Source organism: Streptomyces aurantiogriseus (genome assembly GCF_014649375.1).
Classification (GTDB): domain Bacteria; phylum Actinomycetota; class Actinomycetes; order Streptomycetales; family Streptomycetaceae; genus Streptomyces; species Streptomyces aurantiogriseus.
Window position 1 is genome coordinate 19,460 of sequence record NZ_BMSX01000001.1, and the last position, 20,043, is coordinate 39,502.

A 20,043-nucleotide genomic window follows, 5' to 3' on the forward strand; every position below is an offset into this window, starting at 1 on the left:
CCGGGGGCGGCTACCCGATGGTGATCGCCTGGGACGGGCACCTCTCCGCCATCGCCCGGACCTCCGGGTCGTCGCCCGTCTCCTCGCGGCCCGGTATGACGGCTCCGAAGCCGTCGACCGTGGTGAAGACGGACGGTATCCGGTAGACGCACTCGCCGGAGCCGTAGCAGAGGCCGGGGTCCACGGAGATCTTCATGTGCCCTCCTGTCACCGACATGTCCCTGGAGACCATCAGGGCGTGACTGCCCTGCGCGGAGCAGGCTCAACCGGGCGAGCCGGCGGCTACCGCCCGGAACCGGCCACGGCCATCCAGTGGGCGACCCGGCGCAGCGTCGTCTCGTCCAGCCGGTCCACCAGGGTCTGCACGGCCGTCACGTCGTCGGGGGTGAGGTCGTAGAGGCCGGCCTTGCTCAGGCCCGCCATGAGCACCTGGTGCCGACGGTCCTGCATGCGTTCCGCGAGTTTGCCGGAGGCGGGCCGCACGGCGTCCTCGGAGGGGGGAGGCTGGGGTGCCGCGTCGGCGGCGGAGGCGTCGAAGCGCCGCCAGGCACCGTCCTGCGGCCCCCACAGCGCGACGGTCACCTCGTCGCCCCGCGCCCGCTTGACCTGGGCCATCTCGCCGATCGCGTACAGCACGGGCGTACGGTCGGGCGACTCGGCGCCCAGGCGCCAGGACGCCGAGGCCGGGTCGTAGAACATCGCGGCCCAGCGGGGAGCCCCCGGTGGCTGCGGGCTCTGGGGACGGGTCTCCATCGCGCTCACCCCTTCCGAAGCGGTACGGCAGGGAGACCATATCTGACGGACCGTCAGCTATCCAGAGCCCCGGCGAGGCGGCCGGCCCGGGACGGCCACGGCCGGCGCGCCCCCCGGCACTGTTGAATGGGCTTCTCGGCAGCGGAGACCCGTCCTTCCGGACGGCACCGGCCTCCCGATTGCCGTTGACTGGCACTGTGTCCCCAGGCACCGAACCGGGAAGGACCGTCGACATGATCATCTTTGGCACCAAGGGGTACCTCTACCAGCTCGCGATACTGACGCTGGTCTGCGGCCGCTGCGGCAACCCCGCCGCGCACACGCTCAGGAAGCGGGTCACGAAGTTCACCCTGTTCTTCGTGCCGCTGTTCCCGATCTCGACGAAGTACATGACGCAGTGCACCTTCTGCGGCGCCGAGCAGAAGGTGACCAAGGAGCAGGCGGAGCAGCTGCAGACGCAGGGCGCGGGCGGTTACGGCGGCCAGGCCCACGGACAGCCGCAGCAGCAGCCGTACCAGTCCTGAGCAGGGACTTTTCCGGAGGCGACGGGCCCCCTAGGTGTTCCAGGTCTCGTCGTACGGGTCCCGGGGCGCAGGAACCGGCTTGGCCTCCGTCACCTCGATCCAGGGGATCGGCCCGTCGTTGACCGGGTCGCGGGTCACACGAGGGGTGTAGGTGCCGGTGACCTCGAGCCAGGTGTCCGGCTGGAGGACCGGAGGGATCCGCCCGGCCAGCCCGACCTTGACCGGCTGGGCGTCCGCCGCACAGCAGTTGAGGGCCATCCGGACCAGGTACGGCGTGCCGTCGTGGTCGAGGGCCACGAAGCCGGTGACGGCGATACGGCGGCCGGTGAGACCCCGGCCGTGGTCGTACACCGCGCGGCCCGCGTAGTCGGCCACGCCCAGCCGGAGGGTGCCGGTGGACGGCAGCGCGGGATAGGCGACGGGCTCCTGCAGGGCCGTACCGGTGCGGGTCGCGCTGTATGAGCCGAGGGCCGGCGGGGCGACGAGGATCAGGGCGAGGAGGGGGAGGACCAGGAGCCAGGAGACGCGGGGCTCGCGGTGCTGGTGCTGGTGCTGGTGCCGCTCCTGTTGCTGGTGCTGTTGCTCTGGCTCATGGAGGGTCCTGGATCTCCGCCACTCGTACCAGGCCGTCGCCAGCGCCGTAGCGATCAGGACGGCGCCGGAGGCCAGGAGGAGCGGTTGCAGGCCTGCCTTGACGTACCGGAGGTAGAGGTCGGTGGTCCCGGCGTGCAGGAGGGAGGCGCCGAGGAGGAACAGGACCGCCGCCTGGGCCTGGCGGTTCACAGCAGCACCGCCCCGGTCAGGACCGCCCCCGCGACGGCGAGGACGAAGGTGGCGGGGGCGAAGCGCAGGGCGAAGGCGCGGCCGAAGGTGCCCGCCTGCATCGCGAACAGCTTCAGGTCGACCATCGGGCCGACCACCAGGAAGGCGAGCCGGGCCGTCAGCGAGAACTGGGTCAGGGACGCCGCGACGAACGCGTCCGCCTCCGAGCAGATGGACAGGACCACGGCGAGAACGGCCAACGCCAGCACCGCCACGACCGGGTTGTCGGCGGCCGCACGCAGCCAGCTCTCCGGCGCGACGGCCTTCAGCGTCGCCGCCGCCATGGCGCCCACGACCAGGAAACCGCCCGCGTGCATCACATCGTGGCGCACCGAGTCCCAGAAGGCCGCCCCCTTGCTCTGCCCCTCGTGCGGCGCGTGCGTCGGCGGGCGCAGCCAGTCCGTACGCCCCAGGCGGTGCCACAGCCACCCCATCGCGCAGGCCACGAGCAGGCTCGCGACGAAACGGGCCAGGACCATTTCGGGGTCACGGGGAAAGGCGACGGCCGTGGCCGTCAGCACGATCGGGTTGATGGCCGGGGCGGAGAGGAGGAAGGCGAGGGCGGCGGCGGGGGTGACACCCCGGCGGACCAGCGCGCCGGCGACGGGAACGGACGCGCACTCGCACCCCGGCAGCACCGCACCCGCGGCCCCCGCCACCGGGACCGCCAGCGCGGGGCGGCGGGGCAGGGCGCGGGCGAAGAAGGACGGCGGGACGTAGACCGCGATCGCCGCCGACAGCAGGACGCCCAGGACGAGGAACGGCAGGGCCTGCACGACCACCGCCACGAAGACGGTCGTCCAGCTCTGCATCACGGGTGCGGAGAGAGCACGGCGGAGGGGGCCCTGCAGCAGCACCATGAGGAGCAGGAGGAGGGTCAGGGCGAGGGAGGACGTGAGACGCCGGGGCTCCCGGGCCTCGTCTTCCCGGCTGCCCTTCTCGTCCGGGGGCGCCTTGGTGATGGCCACGCGGGGCACCTCCGGGTTCCGTGTGCGTCCTCTCCCTGCCACTGCCTCCCCTCTCGTACGGACGGACGGCCCCCCGCGTTCACCGCACTTCTGGACTTCTGGAACCACCCGTCCCGGTGAGGCAGTCTTTTCCCTCGTGGGGAGCGTTCCGAATCAGGGTGCGCCGGCGGGCGACGCCGGGGCGCACATGGTGGTGTGCGGCGACGACGGTCTGGCGCACCGGCTGGCCGCCGAGCTGCGGCATGTGTACGAGGAGCAGGTCACGCTGGTCGTACCGCCCTCCGAGCGCACGGTACGGCCGCCGGTCGTGGGGCGCGCCCGGGCCGTGTCGGCGGCGTTGCTGGACCGGGTGGTGAGCGCGGCCGTCAACCGGGCGGCGGGCAACGGCAGTAACGGTTCGGCGGGTGCCGGTGGCGGTTCCGGTTCCGGTTCCGGTGAGACCGGAGGCACGGGGCGGGTGTTGGAGGCCGCCGAGCCCACCGAGGCCGTGCTCGCCGAGGCCGGGGTGGAACGAGCCGCCGCCCTGGCGCTCGTGTACGACGACGACGAGACGAACATCCGCGCCGCCCTCACCGCCCGTCGGCTCAACCCCCGGCTGCGGCTCGTCCTGCGGCTGTACAACCGGCGGTTGGGGCAGCACATCGAGGAACTCCTCGATCAGGCGGCCGCGTTGGCGGTGGGCGGTGGGGCGGGGGACGCCGTCGTGGGTGACGCGTCGACGACCGTGCTGTCCGACGCCGACACCGCCGCGCCCGCGCTGGCCGCGACCGCCGTCGCCGGCACGACCAAGGTCGTCCAGACGGACGGGCTGCTGCTGCGGGCCGTCGAACGCCCGCCGCCCGGCCCCGGCCGGACCGCCGACCCGGGGCTGGCCACCCTCGCGCTTCTCTCCGCGACGAGCAACGACCCCGCCTTCGCGGACGGTTCCGAGAACAGCGGGGAGCAGGGGCCGCGGCTGCTGCCGGACGCGGCGACGGTGGCCGCCGCGAGCGGGCGGGGCAGTGTCGTCCTGGAACAGGTGTCGTACGCGGCCGGCCCCGCCCTGCCGGCGGGGCGCGGGGTCGGCGGGGTCCTGGCGCCGTTCGCCTCGTTGTTCTCGCGCCGGTTGCGGTGGTCGCTGGCCGGGCTGGTGGGGTGTGTGGTCGCGCTGGCGGTGGCGTTGTGGCTGGTGACCGGGATACATCCGCTCGGGGCGGTGTATCTGACGCTGCTGGACCTGTTCGCGATCAACGACCCGGCGGTCGGCGCGTCGACGGAGCGGCAGGTGCTGCAACTGCTGTCCGGGTTGGTCGGGTTGCTGTTGCTGCCGGTGCTGCTGGCGGCGGTGCTGGAGGCGTTGGGGACCTTCCGCGGCGCGGGGGCGTTGCGCAAGCCGCCTCGGGGGCTGGGCGGGCATGTCGTGCTGCTCGGGCTGGGGAAGATCGGCACGCGGGTGCTGACGCGGTTGCGGGAGCTGGACATTCCGGTGGTGTGCGTCGAGGCCACGCCCGAGGCGCGCGGGGTCGCGGTGGCGCGGCGGCTGCGGGTGCCGGTCGTGCTGGGGGACGTCACGCAGGAGGGGGTTCTCGAGGCCGCCAAGATCGGGCGGGCGCATGCCTTGCTCGCGGTGACCAGTTCCGACACGACGAACCTCGAGGCCTCGCTGTACGCGCGGTCCCTGCGGCCCGATCTGCGGGTGGTGCTGCGGCTGTACGACGACGACTTCGCGACCGCCGTGTACCGCACCCTGCGGGCCGCGCATCCGCACGCGCTCACCCGGAGCCGGAGTGTGTCGCATCTGGCGGCGCCCTCGTTCGCCGGGGCGATGATGGGACGGCAGATCCTGGGGGCGATTCCGGTGGAGCGGCGGGTGTTGTTGTTCGCCGCGCTGGAGGTGGGCGGGTACGCGCAGTTGGCCGGGAAGACGGTCGGGGAGGCGTTTCGGGCGGGGTACTGGCGGGTGTTGGCGCTGGATACGGGTGCTGGTGTCGGTGCCGTCCAGCGGGAGGCGGGTGGGGATGTGCTGGTGGAGGAGGCGCGGGTGAGCGGGGGGTCGGGGCTGGTGTGGGATCTGCCCGACACGTATGTCCTGCGGAGCGAGGATCGGGTGGTGCTGGCGGCGACGCGGAGGGGGTTGGCGGAGCTGCTGGGGCGGCGGCGGAGGGCGCCGGGACCGTAACCCGGGCTTCTCGCCCCCGACGGGACAACCCACCCGTCCGACGGCGTCATCCGGCCCCGCCCCAGGCCACATCAGCCCGCCGGTGTTCGAGGACAAGGCCCCTTCAGGGCCGACAGCGGGCGTCTGGGGGCGGGAGCCCCCAGCGGCGGGCGTGCCTGCGCCAGGTGAGGAAACGCCCGCCTACTTGCCCACGTACCTCTCCGCGAAGTCCAGCTCCAACCTCACCTGCTTGATCCGCTCGTCCACCACCAGCGAACCGTGCCCCGCGTCGTAGCGGTACACCTCGTGGAGGGCGCCGCGGGACTCCAGGCGTTTCACGTAGTTGTCGATCTGGCGGATGGGGCAGCGGGGGTCGTTCACACCGGCCGAGATGTACACCGGGGCCTTGACCTCGTCCACGTACGTCAGGGGCGAGGACGCCTCGAAGCGTTCCGGGACCTCCTCCGGGGTGCCGCCCAGCAGGGTGCGGTCCATCGCCTTCAGGGCCTCCATCTCGTCGTGGTAGGCCGTGACGTAGTCGGCGACGGGCACCGCCGCGATGCCCACCGTCCAAGCCTCCGGCTGGGTGCCGAGGCCGAGGAGGGTGAGGTAGCCGCCCCAGGAGCCGCCGGTGAGGATCAGGCGGGAGGGGTCGGCCAGGCCCGAGGACACCGCCCATTCCCGTACCGCCGCGATGTCCTCCAGCTCGATCAGACCCACCCGGTGCTTCAGCGCGTCCGTCCAGGCGCGGCCGTAGCCCGTGGAGCCCCGGTAGTTCACGCGGATCACCGCGTACCCGTGGTCCACCCAGGCGGCCGGCCCCGCCGCGAAGGAGTCGCTGTCGTGCCAGGTGGGGCCGCCGTGGATGTCGAAGACCGTCGGCAGGGGGCCACTGGCGCCCTCCGGCTTCTGGACCAGTGCGTGGATGCGGCCGCCGGGGCCCTCCACCCACACGTCCTCCACCGGGACCGAGCCGGGGGACTTCATGCCGGGCGGGTCCAGGACCACTTCGCCCGTCGTCGAGCGGACCGCCGGCGGCCGGGCGGCGGAGGACCACAGGTACTCCACGCTGCCGTCGGGGCGGGCCGTCGCCCCGGACACCGTGCCCGGCGGGGTCGGCACCTTCACCAGCTCGCGGGTCGTCAGGTCGTAGCGGAACAGCTCGCTGCGGGCCTCGAAGCTGTGGGCGACCAGGAGGCCCGAGCCGTCCGGGTACCACTCGGCGCTGACGTCACCCGGCAGTTCCAGCGCCAGGTCCGTCTCCTCGCCGGTCGCCACGTCCCACACCAGCGGCTCCCAGCGGCCCCGGCGCTGATGGCCGATCAGCAGCCGGGTGTCACCGTCGACGGGGGCGAAGCCCAGCACCTCCAGGCCCAGCTCCTCGGTGCCGCCCTTGGTGTCGTCCAGCTCGGCGACCGTCGTACCGTCGGGGCGCAGGACGCGCAGCGCGGAGTGCATCGCGTCGCCGTGCTCGGTGTGCTCGACGGCGATGAGGGAGCCGTCGTGGGACAGGTCACCCACCCCCGCCGACTCGCGGTGGCGGTACAGCTCGAAGGGGGGCTCGCCCACCCGGGCCACGTGGATCGTCGTGCCCTCCTCGTCCGTGGAGCGGCCCACCACCGCCGTACGGCCGTCTCTGCCCAGGGCCAGGCCCGCCGGGTACGACGGGTCCAGGCCCGGCGTGGCCAGTTCGTCCTCGCCGCCCTCGAACGGCTGGCGGCGCCACACACCGAACTCGTCGCCGTCCTTGTCGTCGAACCACCAGATCCACGCGCCGTCCGGGGAGAGCACGCCGTCCGTCGTGCCGTTCGCCCGGTTCGTCACCTGGCGCTGCTCGCCCGTGGACCGGTCCCAGGCGTACAGCTCGTACGTCCCCGTCGCGTTCGACACGAACAGGGAGCGGTCGGGGGCGTCCTCCGCCCAGTCGGGCAGCGACACCCGGGGCGCCCTGAAGCGCTTCTCCCAGTCCGGCATCTCCTCGTACCGCTGCGGGGCGGCGGACCCGTTGCTCTCAGTCATGGGCCCATACTGCCCGCCTTGGCCGACAATGCAGCACCACGGCCCTCAGCCTGTGGATAAGTACAAGAGCGCGGACATCACGCCGCCCACGCATACCCCGCAAACCACTCCCCCATCCCCGCCCCGTACCGTTGAGGGCGTGTACCGGTTTCTGCTGACGCCCCGCTGGTGGGGGATCAACGTCTTCGTGCTGCTGGCCATCCCCTTCTGCATCTTCATGGGGTCCTGGCAGCTGAGCCGGTTCGAGTCGCGGGTCGACGACCACCGCACCGCTCAGGAGCAGGTCTCCTCGGAGCACACGGAGGCGGCGCGCCCGCTGACCGAGATGCTGCCCGTGGACAAGGCCACGTCCGGCAGACGCGTCACGGCGAGCGGACAGTACGGCAAGCAGCTGCTGGTCCCCGATCGCGAGCTCGACGGCAAGCGGGGCTTCTACGTCCTGACCCTGCTGCGGACGGACACCGGCAAGGCCCTCCCCGTCGTCCGCGGCTGGCTGCCCGGTGCGGCCGACGCCGCGAAGGCCCCGGCCCCGCCCGCCGGCGAGGTCACCGTCACCGGCGCCCTCCAGGCGTCCGAGACGCCCGGCGACAACGGCGTGAGCGCCCAGGGCGGCCTGCCGGCCGGGCAGACCGCCGCGATCAGCGCGGCCTCGCTGGTCAACCTGGTGTCCGACGACCTCTACGACGCCTGGGTCACCCTCGACACCGCCGACTCGGGGATGACGGCGGTGCCCGCGAGCGCGCCGACCGGCACGGGGCTGGATCTGAAGGCGTTCCAGAATCTCGGCTACACCGGTGAGTGGTTCGTCTTCGCCGGGTTCGTGGTGTTCATGTGGTTCCGGCTGCTGCGTCGCGAGGTGGAGTTCGCGCGGGACGCGGAGCTGGGGATCGCCCCCGACGAGGAGCCGGAGACCGGCTCCTCACGGGAACAGGCTCACGAGGACGCCAGCACACCCGTCCGGTAGATCACTCCCGCGCAGGCGTTCGACACGGTCGCGGTGACGGTCGGGTCACCGCCCTCGGCGGCGTACGTCACCAGGACGCTTCCGTCGGCCGTGCCGTCCTCGACGAGCATCTGGGTGGAGGTGCCGTCGGTGCCGGTGGTGGTGGTGCCGCCGGTCGTGCCGGTCTGCTCGCTGGGGCTGGGGTCGGGGGAGGCCGAGCCGCCGCTGTCGCCGCCGCCGGGCCCGCCGGTGGTGGGGCACGTCTCGGAGGGCACCCAGGCGAACTTGACGTCGTACGCCGAGCCCGGGGCGAGGGAGAGCTGGGAGACGTAGAGGGAGGGGTCGGGCAGGCCGGCCGCCGCGTCGCCGGAGGTGTGCTCCACGACGGTGATCTTCGTGGGGTCGGCGGCGCCCTGGGCGGTGGGGGTCACGGAGACGTTCCCGCCGACGACACAGCCGCTGTCGGAGACGTTGACGACGCGGAAGGTGCCGTAGACGACGCCGGCCGAGTCGGGGACCTCGACGTTGGCGGTGGACTCGCCGAGCTGGGACGCCGTGCAGGCGGGGAGGGCCGACGCGGAGGGGGAGGCCTCGCCGCTGCCGCTGGAGGAGCCGGTGGTGCCGCCGAGGTCCTTGCCGGGACCGGTGCTCTTGGTGGTGTCCTCGCCCTGCGCGCCGGTCTGGCCCGCAGAGCCGCCGGCCTTGCCGGAGGAGCCGCCGTCGGGGACCTTGCCCTCGCCGGCACCGCCCTGGGCCTGCGAGGCCTGGCCGGCCATGGCGGGGTTGGCCTCGGAGCCGCCGGCGCCCGAGACGTGCCAGAGGGCGGGGAGCGCGGTGCCGACGAAGAGCGCGGCGGCCGCCATGCCGACGGCGGCCTGCCGCTTGCGGGCCCGGCGGGCCGGGACGGCGCGCCGGAGGTGGTCCAGCGTCCCGTCGCGCGGCTCCATCTCCTGGACCGCCTCGTGCAGCATCCGGCGCAGTGCCAGCTCGTCCGAGTCGAGCCCGTCGGGGCCCTGGTCGTCGAGGTGGTGGTTCACGGTTCCGTTCCCAGCGTGCGATTGCTTCGGCTCTTGCTTGTGCGGCGCCCTCGTCGGCTCGTGCAGCGGAGCGCCGCCGGCGCCCGGCTCGTGCCGCTCACGCCCGTCCCCTCCCTCGGCCCGCCCGCTCACGCCCGCGCCTCCATGGCGACGCGCAGGGCGGCGATGCCGCGTGAGCCGTAGGCCTTGACCGAGCCGAGGGAGATGCCGAGGGTCTCGGCGACCTGGGCCTCGGTCATGTCGGCGAAGTAGCGCAGGACGAGGACCTCGCGCTGGCGGCGCTGCAGGCCCTTCATCGCCTTGATGAGGGAGTCGCGCTCCAGCTGGTCGTAGGCGCCCTCCTCCGCGCTGGCCATGTCCGGCATCGGCTTGGACAGCAGCTTCAGTCCGAGGATGCGGCGGCGCAGGGCGGAGCGGGAGAGGTTGACGACCGTCTGGCGCAGGTAGGCGAGGGTCTTCTCCGGGTCGCGGACGCGCTTGCGCGCGGAGTGGACACGGATGAAGGCCTCCTGGACGACGTCCTCGCAGGAGGCGGTGTCGTCGAGGAGGAGTGCGGCGAGACCGAGCAGTGAGCGGTAGTGGGCCCGGTAGGTCTCGGTGAGGTGGTCGACGGTGGTACCGGCCACCACCACGTCTTCAGCGCCGTCACGCTGGCTGGGTATGCGGGCGGGCCGCGCTGCGGGCATGGGCGCGATCACCGGCATGCCACCGGGCGCCCCGGCCAGGCGGGGTCGGAGGGCGGCGCGGGGCGGCCGCAGGGCCGTACCGCGGGTTGCCGCGCTGAATTCGAGTACCTCTGCCACGCCAGTTGGACACGCTTCCCCCCGTGGGGGTTGTACGCGCCGGACGTCACTTTCGCGCAGCACGGCGAGACGGACGCCTGTCTCGCTCCCCACACCCCACCGGACGCCCGTCTCGTACCGGCCGGCAGCAGCACTGACGGCGTCTCACATGCCCTCATGTGTCCCGCTCTTCCCTTATATCCCATATGAACGGGCGTCCCCACGCCCCGATCACGGCGTCCCCTATGCGCCGGGATCACACCTCACACGCACCCCGAAGGGTGACGGCAAAGACGCTCCCCGCACTCCGCACGGTTGCGGAGAGCGGGGAGGAATCTTCGGATGCCCATCTTCAGCGCAAAAGGTGCCCAATACAAGCGGTCCGGATCATCGACCGGCTCACACTTGGTCCACAGATCCTATGAACACCCCAAGCTCTGGCCAGGAATTTTCCGGCCAAGTGCCCTCTTCTCACCAAGCGTTGCGCCGACCCGGGACGTCACACCAGCTCCGCCGCCACCAGCTCCGCGATCTGCGCGGTGTTGAGGGCGGCCCCCTTGCGCAGGTTGTCCCCGCACACGAAGAGCTCCAGCGCCGTGGGGTCGTCCAGCGCGCGGCGCACCCGGCCGACCCAGGTGGGGTCGGTGCCGACGACGTCGGCGGGCGTGGGGAACTCCCCGGCGGCCGGGTCGTCGCACAGCACGACACCGGGGGCGGTGGCGAGGATCTCGCGGGCCTTGTCGACGGTGACCTCGTCCTGGAAGCGGGCGTGGACGGTGAGGGAGTGCACGGTGATCACCGGCACCCGTACACAGGTCACGGCGACGGGCAGCTTCGGCAGTCCGAGGATCTTGCGGGACTCGTCCCGCACCTTCATCTCCTCCGACGACCAGCCGTCCTCGCGCAGCGACCCGGCCCACGGCACGACGTTCAGCGCCACCGGCTCCGGGAACGGCCCGGTGTGGTCGCCCACGGCCCGCCGTACGTCACCGGGGGTGGTCCCCAGCTCCGTACCGGCCACCAGGGACAGCTGCTGCCGCAGGGTCTCCACACCGGCCCGGCCCGCCCCGCTGACGGCCTGGTACGACGACACCACCAGCTCGCGCAGGCCGAACTCGGCGTGCAGCGCGCCCAGGGCGACGATCATCGACAGGGTCGTGCAGTTCGGGTTGGAGACGATCCCGCGCGGACGCGTCCGCACCGCGTGGGGATTGACCTCGGGGACGACCAGGGGCACATCCGGGTCCATCCGGAAGGCGCCCGAGTTGTCCACGACCACCGCGCCCTTGGCGGCGGCGACGGGCGCCCACCGCTCGGCGACCTCGTCCGGCACGTCGAACATCGCGATGTCGACGCCGTCGAAGGCCTCCTCGGTGAGCGCCACCACCTCGACCTGTTCGCCGCGCACGGCCAGCTTGCGGCCGGCCGAGCGCGGCGAGGCGATCAGCCGGATCTCGCCCCAGACGTCGGCACGCTGGGACAGGATCTGCAGCATGACCATGCCGACCGCTCCGGTCGCTCCCACGACCGCGAGCGTCGGACGCACGGTCGTCCGAGGGCCCGTCATCAGCGCCCGGTGCCTCCGTAGACGACGGCCTCGTCGCTGTCCGAGTCGAGACCGAAGGCGGTGTGCACGGCGCGCACGGCCTCCGGCACGTCGTCGGCACGGGTGACGACCGAGATACGGATCTCGGAGGTCGAGATCAGCTCGATGTTGACGCCCGCGTCGGACAGGGCCGTGAAGAAGTCGGCCGTGACGCCCGGGTTGGTCTTCATGCCGGCGCCGACCAGGGAGATCTTGCCGATCTGGTCGTCGTAGCGCAGCGAGTCGAAGCCGATGCCGCCCTTGTTCTTCTCCAGGGCGTCGATGGCCTTGCGGCCCTCGGCCTTGGGCAGCGTGAAGGAGATGTCCGTCAGGCCCGTGGAGGCGGCGGACACGTTCTGCACGATCATGTCGATGTTGATCTCGGCGTCGGAGACCGTGCGGAAGATCGCGGCGGCCTCGCCCGGCTTGTCCGGCACGCCGACGACCGTGATCTTGGCCTCGGAGGTGTCGTGCGCGACACCGGAGATGATGGCCTGCTCCACCTGCTTGTCCCCTTGCTGCTGTGTCTTTCGAACGACTGGCTCGCTGCTGACCCACGTGCCCTGCAGCCCGCTGAAGGAGCTGCGGACGTGGATCGGGATGTTGTACCGGCGGGCGTACTCCACGCAGCGGTGGAGCAGCACCTTCGACCCGGACGAGGCCAGCTCCAGCATGTCCTCGAAGGAGATCCAGTCGATCTTCCGGGCCTTCGTCACCACCCGCGGGTCGGCGGTGAACACACCGTCGACGTCGGTGTAGATCTCGCACACCTCGGCGTCGAGCGCGGCGGCCAGCGCGACGGCGGTCGTGTCCGAGCCGCCACGGCCGAGCGTGGTGATGTCCTTGGTGTCCTGGCTGACGCCCTGGAACCCGGCGACGATGGCGATGTTGCCCTCGTCCAGCGAGTCACGGATCCGGCCCGGCGTCACGTCGATGATCCGGGCTTTGTTGTGGACCGAGTCGGTGATGACACCTGCCTGGCTGCCGGTGAAGCTCTGGGCCGAGTGGCCCAGGTTTTTGATCGCCATGGCCAGCAGGGCCATGGAGATCCGCTCTCCGGCGGTCAGCAGCATGTCGAGCTCGCGCCCGGCAGGGATCGGGGAAACCTGCTCGGCGAGATCGATCAGCTCGTCCGTCGTGTCGCCCATCGCGGAAACCACGGCGACCACCTGGTGGCCGTTCTTCTTGGCTTCCACGATCCGCTTGGCGACGCGCTTGATGCCCTCGGCATCGGCTACGGAGGAGCCTCCGTACTTCTGCACGACAAGGCCCACGTGCGCTCCTCGCTCAGTTTGTCTCTTTCCGCACATACGCCCTTGTACTGCGGGTCGGCTCAGTCTATCGAGCGCCCGAATTCCGCCCCCGAGGTATCGCATGGTGAGACCGCCTCGGAATCGGGTCCGGCCGCCCGTCCAGGACATTCCCTGCCCACTTCGACCGGACTGATAGCTGTGAATTAAATTTCAAGCACTATCGTGCGACCGTGCACGTACTCCTGGTGGAAGACGACGAACCGGTCGCCGAGTCACTCAGACGCGGCCTGAAGCGCTACGGCTTCGAGGTCGACTGGGTCACCACGGGCGCGGCCGCCCTCGCCCACACGGGCCCCTGCGACGTCGTCCTCCTCGATCTCGGCCTCCCCGACACCGACGGCCTCGACGTCTGCAAGGCGCTGCGCGAGCGCGGCGACGTCCCGATCATCGTGATCAGCGCACGCAGCGACGAGACGGACCGCGTGGTCGGCCTGGAGCTGGGCGCCGACGACTACGTCTCCAAGCCGTTCGGGGTCCGCGAGGTCATCGCGCGGATACGGGCCGTGATGCGCCGCGTCCAGCCCCGTACGGCCGAGGAGAGCGCCGCCGGCGGCCCCGACCGCTACGGCACGCGCCTGACGATCGACCGCAAGGCGGCCCGCGTCCACGTGAACGGCGAGGAGGTCGCCCTCGCGCCGAAGGAGTACGACCTGCTCGCCTTCCTCACCGAGGAGCCGGGCGCGCTGATGTCGCGCGAGCAGATCATGGAAGCGGTCTGGGACGCGAACTGGTTCGGCCCGACGAAGACGCTGGACGTGCACGTGGCGGCGCTACGGCGGAAGTTCGCCGGGGTGATCACGATCGAGGCGGTACGGGGGGTCGGCTTCCGGCTGGAGATCGTCGGAGGCACTCAGGAGTCCGGTACGGCCTCATGATCAAGCAGCTCATCCGCAGCTATGTGCTGCTGGTCGCCGTCGCCATCGGCCTGTTCACCGTGCCGGTGGCCTTCACGCTCACCGCCCAGCTGCGCGGCGACACCGAGGTGTCCATCCAGCGCGAGGCGACCACCATGGCGCTGCTGCTGGGCAACGGTGACACCGCGTCCTGCCAGGCGCTGGAGAAGATGGCCGACGCGTACGCGGCGGAGACGAAGGACGACGTCCAGGTCACGGCCACCGGCGAGTGCAGGGCGGACCTGCCGCGCCCCCGGCGGGACGCCGACCTGACGAAGGTCCTGGAGCAGGGGGATCCGACGATCGACTGGGGGTCGGACTTCATCTGGGGCCGCAACCTGGTGATCACGGTCCCCGCGAAGGACGGCGGCCAGGTCGTCGGCGCCGTACGGATCGTGTACTCGACGTCCGGTCTCACCCACAGGCTGTGGACCATCTGGGGCTTCCGGGCGGGCCTCGCGGTGGCCGTGCTCGGGGTGGCCGCCGTGATCGGCGCGGCGGTGGCCCGCCGGCTCACCGCCCCGCTGCGCCAGCTCAACGACATGGCGAGCAAGCTCAGCGACGGCGACCTGACGGCCCGTGCCCCTGTCACGGGCCCCCAGGAGACCCAGACGCTGGCCCGCACCCTCAACCAGGCCGGCGAGCGCCTCGACACGCTGATCGCCTCGCAGCGGATCTTCGTGGCGGACGCGTCGCATCAGCTCCGTACGCCCCTGACGGCGTTGCGCCTGTCGTTGGACAACATCGCCGACGGCGTCGACGACGAGTTCGTCCGGGAGGACGTGGAGCAGGCGACCGCCGAGGTGGTGCGGATGAGCCGGCTGGTCAACGGGCTGCTGGTCCTGGCGCGGGCCGAGGCCAAGGTGACGGCGGCGGAACCGCTGTCCCTGCACGACATCGTGGCCGAGCGTCTGTCGGTGTGGAGACCGGCCGCCGACGAGCGCGGAGTCACCATCACGCTCAGGGGAAGTGCCGACGACCGGCCGCTGGTGCTGACCAGCCCCGGTCATCTGGACCAGGTGCTGGACAACGTGCTCTCGAACGCCCTGGAGGTGTCACCGGACGGCGGGACGATCACCGTCCGGTTCGAGGCCCGCGGCACCGGGGTGGTGCTGGAGGTCCTCGACGAGGGTCCGGGCATGTCGGACGCGGAGAAGTCCCGCGCCTTCGACCGCTTCTGGCGCGGCCAGGGCCTCACCGGGCGCTCCGGCTCCGGCCTCGGCCTCGCCGTCGTCAAGCAGCTGGTGACGGACGACGGCGGGACGGTGACGCTGGCGGACGCTCCCGGGGGCGGGTTGTGCGTACGGATCGCCCTGCGGGCGGCGCAGCGCACCGGCTGACGGTCAGCCTTCCGGCATCGCGGACGAGTGGTGGTTGACGATCTTCCACTTCCCGTTCCGCTTCTCGTACTCGTACGTGTAGCGAGCCTCGACGACGCGCTTCTCACCGGTCTCGTGGTCGGTGAGCGTGAACTCGTACACGCCGGCGTCGATGGCGGAGTTGTCGTCGAGGACGTTGACGATCGTCTGGATCTTCTTGCCGACCGGCTTGTTCGCCAGGAAGTGCTCGAAGTAGTCGACGATGCCGGCGCGGTCGGACCGCACCTTGTTGGAGACGGTGGGCAGGAGCACGGCGTCCTTGGCGTACAGGTCGGCGACCTTCTCCGCGTCACCGGTCTGCAGCGCGGCGTTCCAGGTGTCGAACAGGCCGGCGATCTGCTTCTTGCTGGGCTTCGACGCCTTCTCGGAACCGGCCGCACTGACCCCGACCGTCACCGTGGCGGCAGTGACGAGGGCGGTGGCGGTGACGAGGGCGGCGCGTATGCGGGTCTTGCGGGTCATCGCAACTCCTGTGCGGCTTGGGCCTGTTGGGATGACTCAAGACTCGCCTCACGCCGGTTAGGGACCGTGCAGCCGTCGTACAGCGGACGTACAAGACCCCTCCAATTCTCAGGAGGCGCGACGCTCAGGAGGCGCGCCGGGCGCCCGCCTCCTTCCCCCGGTCACGCATCAGGCTGACGCCCGCGCCGAGCGAGACGACGCCCATACCGACGGCGGTCATCACCCCTTGCGTCCCGTCGACCACGAAGGGCGCGACGGCGGCGACGGCCAGGTTGAAGAGGAAGAGGAACCACAGGACGGGGCGGGAGGAGAGCAGGGACTTCATGGCGGGGCTTCCTTGGGAGGAGTGGGGATCGTTGGCTTGCGGGTCTCGCTCGCGGGTTCCGCTTGCGGGTTCCGCTCGCGGGTTCCGCTTGCGAGATCAACGATTCCCTCTCCGACCTGCGGAAAGGAGGGAGCGCACTCCCGAAGCGATGGTGTAGGCAGTTACACCATGACAGGTGGAGCGGGCCCGGCCGACGCACTGCTGGCGGGGATCGTGCTGCTCGGCTCGTGCGTGCAGTGGCTGACCGGCATGGGCTTCGCCCTGGTCGCCGTCCCCGCGCTGATCCTGCTGCTGGGCCCCGCCGAGGGCGTCGTCCTGGCGAACTGCGCGGCCGGCGCGATCAGCGTCGTGGGCCTGGCGGGCGGCTGGCGCCGCGTCCGCCTCCGGGCGATGGTCCCCCTGTGCGTCGCCGCGGCCTGCACGGTACCGGCGGGCACCTGGCTGACCCGCCGACTCCCCGAGCCCCTGCTGCTGTTGGTGATGGGCAGCCTGGTGACGGTCGCCGTCCTGCTGGTCATGCGCGGCGCCCGCGTCCCCGCCCTGCACGGCACCCGAGGCGCGGTCGTGGCCGGCGCGGCAGGCGGGTTCATGAACTCCGCGGCCGGCGTCGGCGGCCCCCCGGTTTCCCTGTACGCCGTCAACGCGGGCTGGACGGTACGGGAGTTCGTCCCCAACGCGCAGTTCTACGGCGTCGTCGTGAACGCCTTCTCGGTGGGGACGAACGGCGTGCCCGAGTTGGAGGCCGCGCAGTGGGCGTCGGTGATCGTCGCCATGACGGTCGGCGCGGCCGTCGGCAGGGGGCTCGCGGGGCGGATACCGGAGGAGCGAGCCCGGCTGCTGGTGCTGGGGTTGGCGCTGGCGGGCGGGGCGTCGGCGGTGGGGAAGGGGGTGTGGGGGCTGTGAGCGGTCCACGAAGATGCCGAGCTCGTGGGCGAGCTCGTCCATCGCACTCTTCTACTTGACCCGTCCCAGGCCCAGCTGACCGGCGATCTCCTCCGCCATGACCTTCCCCGCCTCGAGCTCCAGGGTCTCGTCGCCCATGGCCTGGTCGGTGTCGAGGCCGTCCAGTTCCTCCAGGGGCTGGTTGAGGCGGACGTGGGCCAGGACCGAGTGGAGGGCGCGGAGGGTCGCCGAGGCTGTGGAGCCCCAGTTGGAGAAGTAGGAGAACTGCCACCACCACAGGGCCTCCGAGGTGCGGCCGGCCCGGTAGTGGGCCATGCCGTGGCGGAGGTCGGTGATGACGTCGGTGAGGTCGTCGGAGATACGGGCGGGAACAGGCGCCTTGCGGGGCTCGTAGGGGTCGAAGACCTCCGAGTAGACGTCGACCGGCTCCAGGAGGCGGGCAAGGTTCTCGCGGAGGTCGTCCACGTCCGGTTCCGGGCCGGGGTCGGGCTCGTAGCGCTCGTCGGGGACGATGTCCTCGTGGGCGCCGAGGCGGCCGCCGGCCAGCAGGAGCTGGGAGACCTCCAGGAGGAGGAAGGGGACGGCCGAGTCCGGCTCGTCGCCCTTGGCGACCTCGGTGACGGCGACCAGGAAACTCTCGATCTGGTCCGCGATCTGGACCGCGAAGTCGTCCGGGTTCTGGTCGCTCGCGTGCAGCGTGGCGTCAGACATCTAGGAGTCGTCTCCCCTCGAAGGCGCGGCCGAGCGTGACCTCGTCCGCGTATTCCAGGTCGCCACCCACCGGGAGGCCGCTGGCCAGGCGGGTGACCTTCAGGCCCATGGGCTTGATCATGCGGGCGAGGTACGTGGCCGTCGCCTCGCCTTCGAGATTCGGGTCCGTGGCGAGGATCAGTTCGGTGACCGTGCCGTCCGCGAGCCTCGCGAGCAGTTCTCTTATACGGAGGTCGTCCGGGCCCACACCCTCGATCGGGCTGATCGCTCCGCCCAGAACGTGGTAGCGGCCCCGGAACTCGCGGGTCCGCTCGATCGCCACCACGTCCTTCGGTTCCTCCACCACGCAGATGACGGAAGGATCGCGGCGCGGGTCTCGGCAGATCCCGCAGTTCTCCTCCTGCGCCACGTTCCCGCAGGTCGCGCAGAAGCGGACCTTCGCCTTGACCTCCATCAGGGCCTGCGCGAGGCGCCGTACGTCGGCCGGCTCCGCCTGGAGGATGTGGAAGGCGATCCGCTGCGCGCTCTTGGGACCGACGCCGGGCAGCCGCCCCAGCTCGTCGATGAGGTCCTGGACCACGCCTTCGTACAACGGACTGCCGTCCTTCCTCGGGTTCCTTGCAGTACGTACGGTAGTTGGCCGCCACCCGTCCTAGGAAGGCGGTTCGGAAACGGTCAGAAGGGCAGACCCGGGATACCGCCGCCGCCCAGGCCCTGGGCCAGCGGGCCCAGCTTCTGCTGCTGGAGGGTCTGCGCGTTCTCGTTGGCCGCGTGGACGGCCGCGACGATCAGGTCGGCGAGGGTCTCGGTGTCCTCCGGGTCCACCGCCTTCGGATCGATCTGCAGCGCGCGCAGCTCACCGGCGCCGGTCACCGTCGCCTTCACCAGGCCGCCACCGGCCTGGCCGTCGACCTCCGTGTTCGCCAGCTCCTCCTGCGCGCGGGCCAGGTCCTGCTGCATCTTCTGGGCCTGCTGGAGCAGCTGCTGCATGTTGGGCTGGCCACCACCGGGAATCACGATCAGCTCCTGTGTCCGTACGGCTGTCGGGCGGGGGTCTCCCCCCGCTGCGTCGGGCGGGCTTTCCCGCTCGGCACGAGCCTACGTGGTCTGTGCGGGTGTCGCCCCGGCACTCTTTCGAGTGAGTCTGGTGCGAGGTCTATACCTGATCAAGGCCCCCCTTACGGGCGTAAAGGCGGTGAAACCTTCCTCTCGGCCACCCATTGGGAGGTAGGAAAGGTGCGGCGCATCAGCATCGGCGTCTGCGGGCGGCTGCGGCGCCTTTGCCTTGGGTATCTGCAGCGTCTTCAGGCGTCACGCAACGTGATCGGTCGCGATCAGTAGGGAGTGCCGGGTGGGTCAGCAGCCGGAGATGCAGCCCGGGGGTCCGCCTCAGGACGGGCGGGGCGAGGGTGCGGCCGGGCTGCGGCCGGGCGATCTGACCGGGCGGGAGTTTCCGCTCGGGGACTGGGGTGAGCCGGCGGAGCGGCTCAACGAGCTGTACCGGTGGGTGGAGCGGGGAGCGATGGAGACCGCGGCCTGGTACCTCGCGGATCGGGTGGGGAAGCGGCGGGCGGCTCGGGTGTTGCGGGGTGGGGCCACGGCGGGGGCGGTGCTGGGGGCCGCGTTGCCGTTGCTGGATCTCACCGGGGTGGTGGGTGGGGTGGCTCCGTGGGGGTATCTCGCGTTGTTGTGCGCGGTGGCGTGTGTGGCTGCGGACCGGTTCTTCGGGGTGACGTCGGGGTGGATAAGGGACGTGGCGACCGCGCAGGCGGTGCAGCGGCGGTTGCAGGTGTTGCAGTTCGACTGGGCGTCGGAGAGTGTGCGGGAGGTGCTGGGGCCGGCGGAGGGGACGGCGAGTGAGGCTGCTGAGCGGTGTCTGGGGGTGCTTCGGCGGTTCTCGGAGGATGTGACGGAGTTGGTGCGGGTGGAGACGGCGGACTGGATGGTGGAGTTCCGGACGGGGGCCGGGCCGCTGGGGATGCAGGGGGCGGGGGCCTCCGGTGGGGGGCGGGGGGAGGTGGGGGGCTCGTCCGGACGGTTTTCCTTGCCGCCGGGGGCGGGGGCTCGGCCGAACATGCCTCGGCAGCGGCCGCCTGAGCCGCGGTGAGGTGAGGTGAGGTGGTCGCCGGGTTGTCTTCGCCCCCGCCGCCCCTACCCTTCCCGACCTCCAGGGGCTCCGCCCCTTCGACCCCACCAGGGGGCTCCGCCCTCTGAACCCCCGAGGCTGCGCCCCCTGGACCCCAGGCAGGGCTCCGCCCTGCACCCCCGGCGGGACTGCCGCACCCTGGAGCCCCGGCGGGACTGCGCCCCTGCACCCCACGCGGGGCTGCCGCCCCGCACCCCGCTTCGGCCCTGAACGGGCCTCGTCCTCAAACGCCGGACGGGCTGGATTGCCGTGCCCGGTGCTTGCCAGGTGCCCTCGGGCGGGCTGGATTGCGCTGACCCAGCGCGCGCCAGGTACCCCGCGCGGGCTGGATTGCCCTGCCC

Annotated in this window: 21 protein-coding genes; 7 read left to right on the plus strand and 14 right to left on the minus strand. The window is 71.7% G+C overall.

Features of this window, described 5'->3' with window-relative positions; translation table 11 throughout:
- Positions 1 to 10: 10 nt before the first annotated feature.
- A complete protein-coding gene (locus tag IE263_RS00075; RefSeq protein ID WP_189930955.1) occupies positions 11 to 196 on the minus strand; it encodes a ferredoxin in 186 nt (61 codons plus the stop codon).
- A gap of 86 nt (positions 197 to 282) precedes the next feature.
- Entirely contained in the window at positions 283 to 753 is a 471-nt protein-coding gene (locus IE263_RS00080) for a hypothetical protein (protein ID WP_189930957.1), read from the minus strand.
- A 233-nt stretch (positions 754 to 986) separates the two neighbouring features.
- Between IE263_RS00080 and IE263_RS00085 the strand changes: the two genes are divergently transcribed.
- Positions 987 to 1,277, plus strand: a complete 291-nt coding sequence (locus IE263_RS00085) for a zinc-ribbon domain-containing protein (RefSeq protein WP_189930959.1) — start codon at positions 987 to 989, stop codon at positions 1,275 to 1,277.
- 30 nt (positions 1,278 to 1,307) lie between these two features.
- Here IE263_RS00085 and IE263_RS00090 read toward each other — a convergent pair whose 3' ends face one another.
- Both IE263_RS00090 and IE263_RS00095 read right to left on the minus strand, forming a co-directional pair.
- A complete protein-coding gene (locus tag IE263_RS00090) occupies positions 1,308 to 2,060 on the minus strand; it encodes a TIGR03943 family putative permease subunit (RefSeq protein WP_189930961.1) in 753 nt (250 codons plus the stop codon).
- On the minus strand, positions 2,057 to 3,067 hold the full coding sequence (locus IE263_RS00095; protein WP_189930963.1) for a permease: 1,011 nt from the start codon (positions 3,065 to 3,067) through the stop codon (positions 2,057 to 2,059). The genes IE263_RS00090 and IE263_RS00095 overlap by 4 nt, the downstream gene beginning before the upstream one ends.
- Positions 3,068 to 3,254: 187 nt before the next feature.
- Between IE263_RS00095 and IE263_RS00100 the strand changes: the two genes are divergently transcribed.
- Positions 3,255 to 5,225 (plus strand): NAD(P)-binding protein, encoded by a 1,971-nt coding sequence (locus IE263_RS00100; RefSeq protein WP_189931969.1) that lies wholly within the window; start codon positions 3,255 to 3,257, stop codon positions 5,223 to 5,225.
- A gap of 180 nt (positions 5,226 to 5,405) precedes the next feature.
- On the opposite strand, the gene IE263_RS00105 is transcribed toward IE263_RS00100, so the two are convergent.
- Complete coding sequence (locus IE263_RS00105) at positions 5,406 to 7,223, minus strand: S9 family peptidase (RefSeq protein ID WP_189930965.1); 1,818 nt, start codon at positions 7,221 to 7,223, stop codon at positions 5,406 to 5,408.
- Between the two features lie 139 nt (positions 7,224 to 7,362).
- Between IE263_RS00105 and IE263_RS00110 the strand changes: the two genes are divergently transcribed.
- Positions 7,363 to 8,187, plus strand: coding sequence for an SURF1 family protein (locus IE263_RS00110; RefSeq protein WP_189930967.1), 825 nt, complete (start codon positions 7,363 to 7,365; stop codon positions 8,185 to 8,187).
- Here the strand turns inward: IE263_RS00110 and IE263_RS00115 are convergent.
- The 4 genes from IE263_RS00115 to IE263_RS00130 all read right to left on the minus strand — a co-directional run bounded on the left by IE263_RS00115 (position 8,157) and on the right by IE263_RS00130 (position 12,844).
- Complete coding sequence (locus IE263_RS00115) at positions 8,157 to 9,203, minus strand: hypothetical protein (protein WP_189930969.1); 1,047 nt, start codon at positions 9,201 to 9,203, stop codon at positions 8,157 to 8,159. The two genes, IE263_RS00110 and IE263_RS00115, sit on opposite strands and share 31 nt — an antisense overlap.
- A gap of 128 nt (positions 9,204 to 9,331) precedes the next feature.
- Positions 9,332 to 10,006 (minus strand): SigE family RNA polymerase sigma factor, encoded by a 675-nt coding sequence (locus IE263_RS00120; RefSeq protein WP_189930971.1) that lies wholly within the window; start codon positions 10,004 to 10,006, stop codon positions 9,332 to 9,334.
- Between the two features lie 478 nt (positions 10,007 to 10,484).
- Complete coding sequence (locus tag IE263_RS00125) at positions 10,485 to 11,552, minus strand: aspartate-semialdehyde dehydrogenase (RefSeq protein WP_189930973.1); 1,068 nt, start codon at positions 11,550 to 11,552, stop codon at positions 10,485 to 10,487.
- Positions 11,552 to 12,844 carry an aspartate kinase gene (locus IE263_RS00130; protein WP_189930975.1) on the minus strand — a complete coding sequence of 431 codons (1,293 nt, stop codon included), beginning with the start codon at positions 12,842 to 12,844 and terminating at the stop codon, positions 11,552 to 11,554. The genes IE263_RS00125 and IE263_RS00130 overlap by 1 nt, the downstream gene beginning before the upstream one ends.
- Positions 12,845 to 13,053: 209 nt before the next feature.
- Between IE263_RS00130 and IE263_RS00135 the strand changes: the two genes are divergently transcribed.
- Complete coding sequence (locus tag IE263_RS00135; RefSeq protein ID WP_189930977.1) at positions 13,054 to 13,758, plus strand: response regulator transcription factor; 705 nt, start codon at positions 13,054 to 13,056, stop codon at positions 13,756 to 13,758.
- Positions 13,755 to 15,116: a HAMP domain-containing sensor histidine kinase gene (locus IE263_RS00140; RefSeq protein ID WP_189930979.1), complete on the plus strand. Its 1,362-nt coding sequence runs from the start codon at positions 13,755 to 13,757 to the stop codon at positions 15,114 to 15,116. Before IE263_RS00135 ends, IE263_RS00140 begins: the two co-directional genes overlap by 4 nt.
- A gap of 3 nt (positions 15,117 to 15,119) precedes the next feature.
- Here the strand turns inward: IE263_RS00140 and IE263_RS00145 are convergent, their stop codons facing one another.
- Together IE263_RS00145 and IE263_RS00150 are read right to left on the minus strand one after the other, a co-directional pair.
- Positions 15,120 to 15,617, minus strand: coding sequence for an SgcJ/EcaC family oxidoreductase (locus IE263_RS00145; protein WP_189930980.1), 498 nt, complete (start codon positions 15,615 to 15,617; stop codon positions 15,120 to 15,122).
- Positions 15,618 to 15,741: 124 nt separating this feature from the next.
- Positions 15,742 to 15,942 (minus strand): hypothetical protein, encoded by a 201-nt coding sequence (locus IE263_RS00150; RefSeq protein ID WP_189930982.1) that lies wholly within the window; start codon positions 15,940 to 15,942, stop codon positions 15,742 to 15,744.
- 168 nt (positions 15,943 to 16,110) lie between these two features.
- Between IE263_RS00150 and IE263_RS00155 the strand changes: the two genes are divergently transcribed.
- The gene (locus tag IE263_RS00155) at positions 16,111 to 16,845 is read left to right on the plus strand and encodes a sulfite exporter TauE/SafE family protein (RefSeq protein WP_189930984.1); all 735 of its coding nucleotides are present in this window, start codon (positions 16,111 to 16,113) and stop codon (positions 16,843 to 16,845) included.
- Positions 16,846 to 16,896: 51 nt separating this feature from the next.
- Here the strand turns inward: IE263_RS00155 and IE263_RS00160 are convergent, their stop codons facing one another.
- From IE263_RS00160 to IE263_RS00170, 3 genes are all read right to left on the minus strand, one after another.
- Positions 16,897 to 17,556 (minus strand): DUF5063 domain-containing protein, encoded by a 660-nt coding sequence (locus IE263_RS00160; protein ID WP_189930986.1) that lies wholly within the window; start codon positions 17,554 to 17,556, stop codon positions 16,897 to 16,899.
- Positions 17,549 to 18,148 carry a recombination mediator RecR gene (gene recR / locus IE263_RS00165; RefSeq protein WP_189930988.1) on the minus strand — a complete coding sequence of 200 codons (600 nt, stop codon included), beginning with the start codon at positions 18,146 to 18,148 and terminating at the stop codon, positions 17,549 to 17,551. Before recR ends, IE263_RS00160 begins: the two co-directional genes overlap by 8 nt.
- A gap of 83 nt (positions 18,149 to 18,231) precedes the next feature.
- The gene (locus IE263_RS00170; protein WP_189930989.1) at positions 18,232 to 18,573 is read right to left on the minus strand and encodes a YbaB/EbfC family nucleoid-associated protein; all 342 of its coding nucleotides are present in this window, start codon (positions 18,571 to 18,573) and stop codon (positions 18,232 to 18,234) included.
- A 352-nt stretch (positions 18,574 to 18,925) separates the two neighbouring features.
- Between IE263_RS00170 and IE263_RS00175 the strand changes: the two genes are divergently transcribed.
- Positions 18,926 to 19,663: an SLATT domain-containing protein gene (locus tag IE263_RS00175; protein WP_373311843.1), complete on the plus strand. Its 738-nt coding sequence runs from the start codon at positions 18,926 to 18,928 to the stop codon at positions 19,661 to 19,663.
- Positions 19,664 to 20,043: the final 380 nt, after the last annotated feature.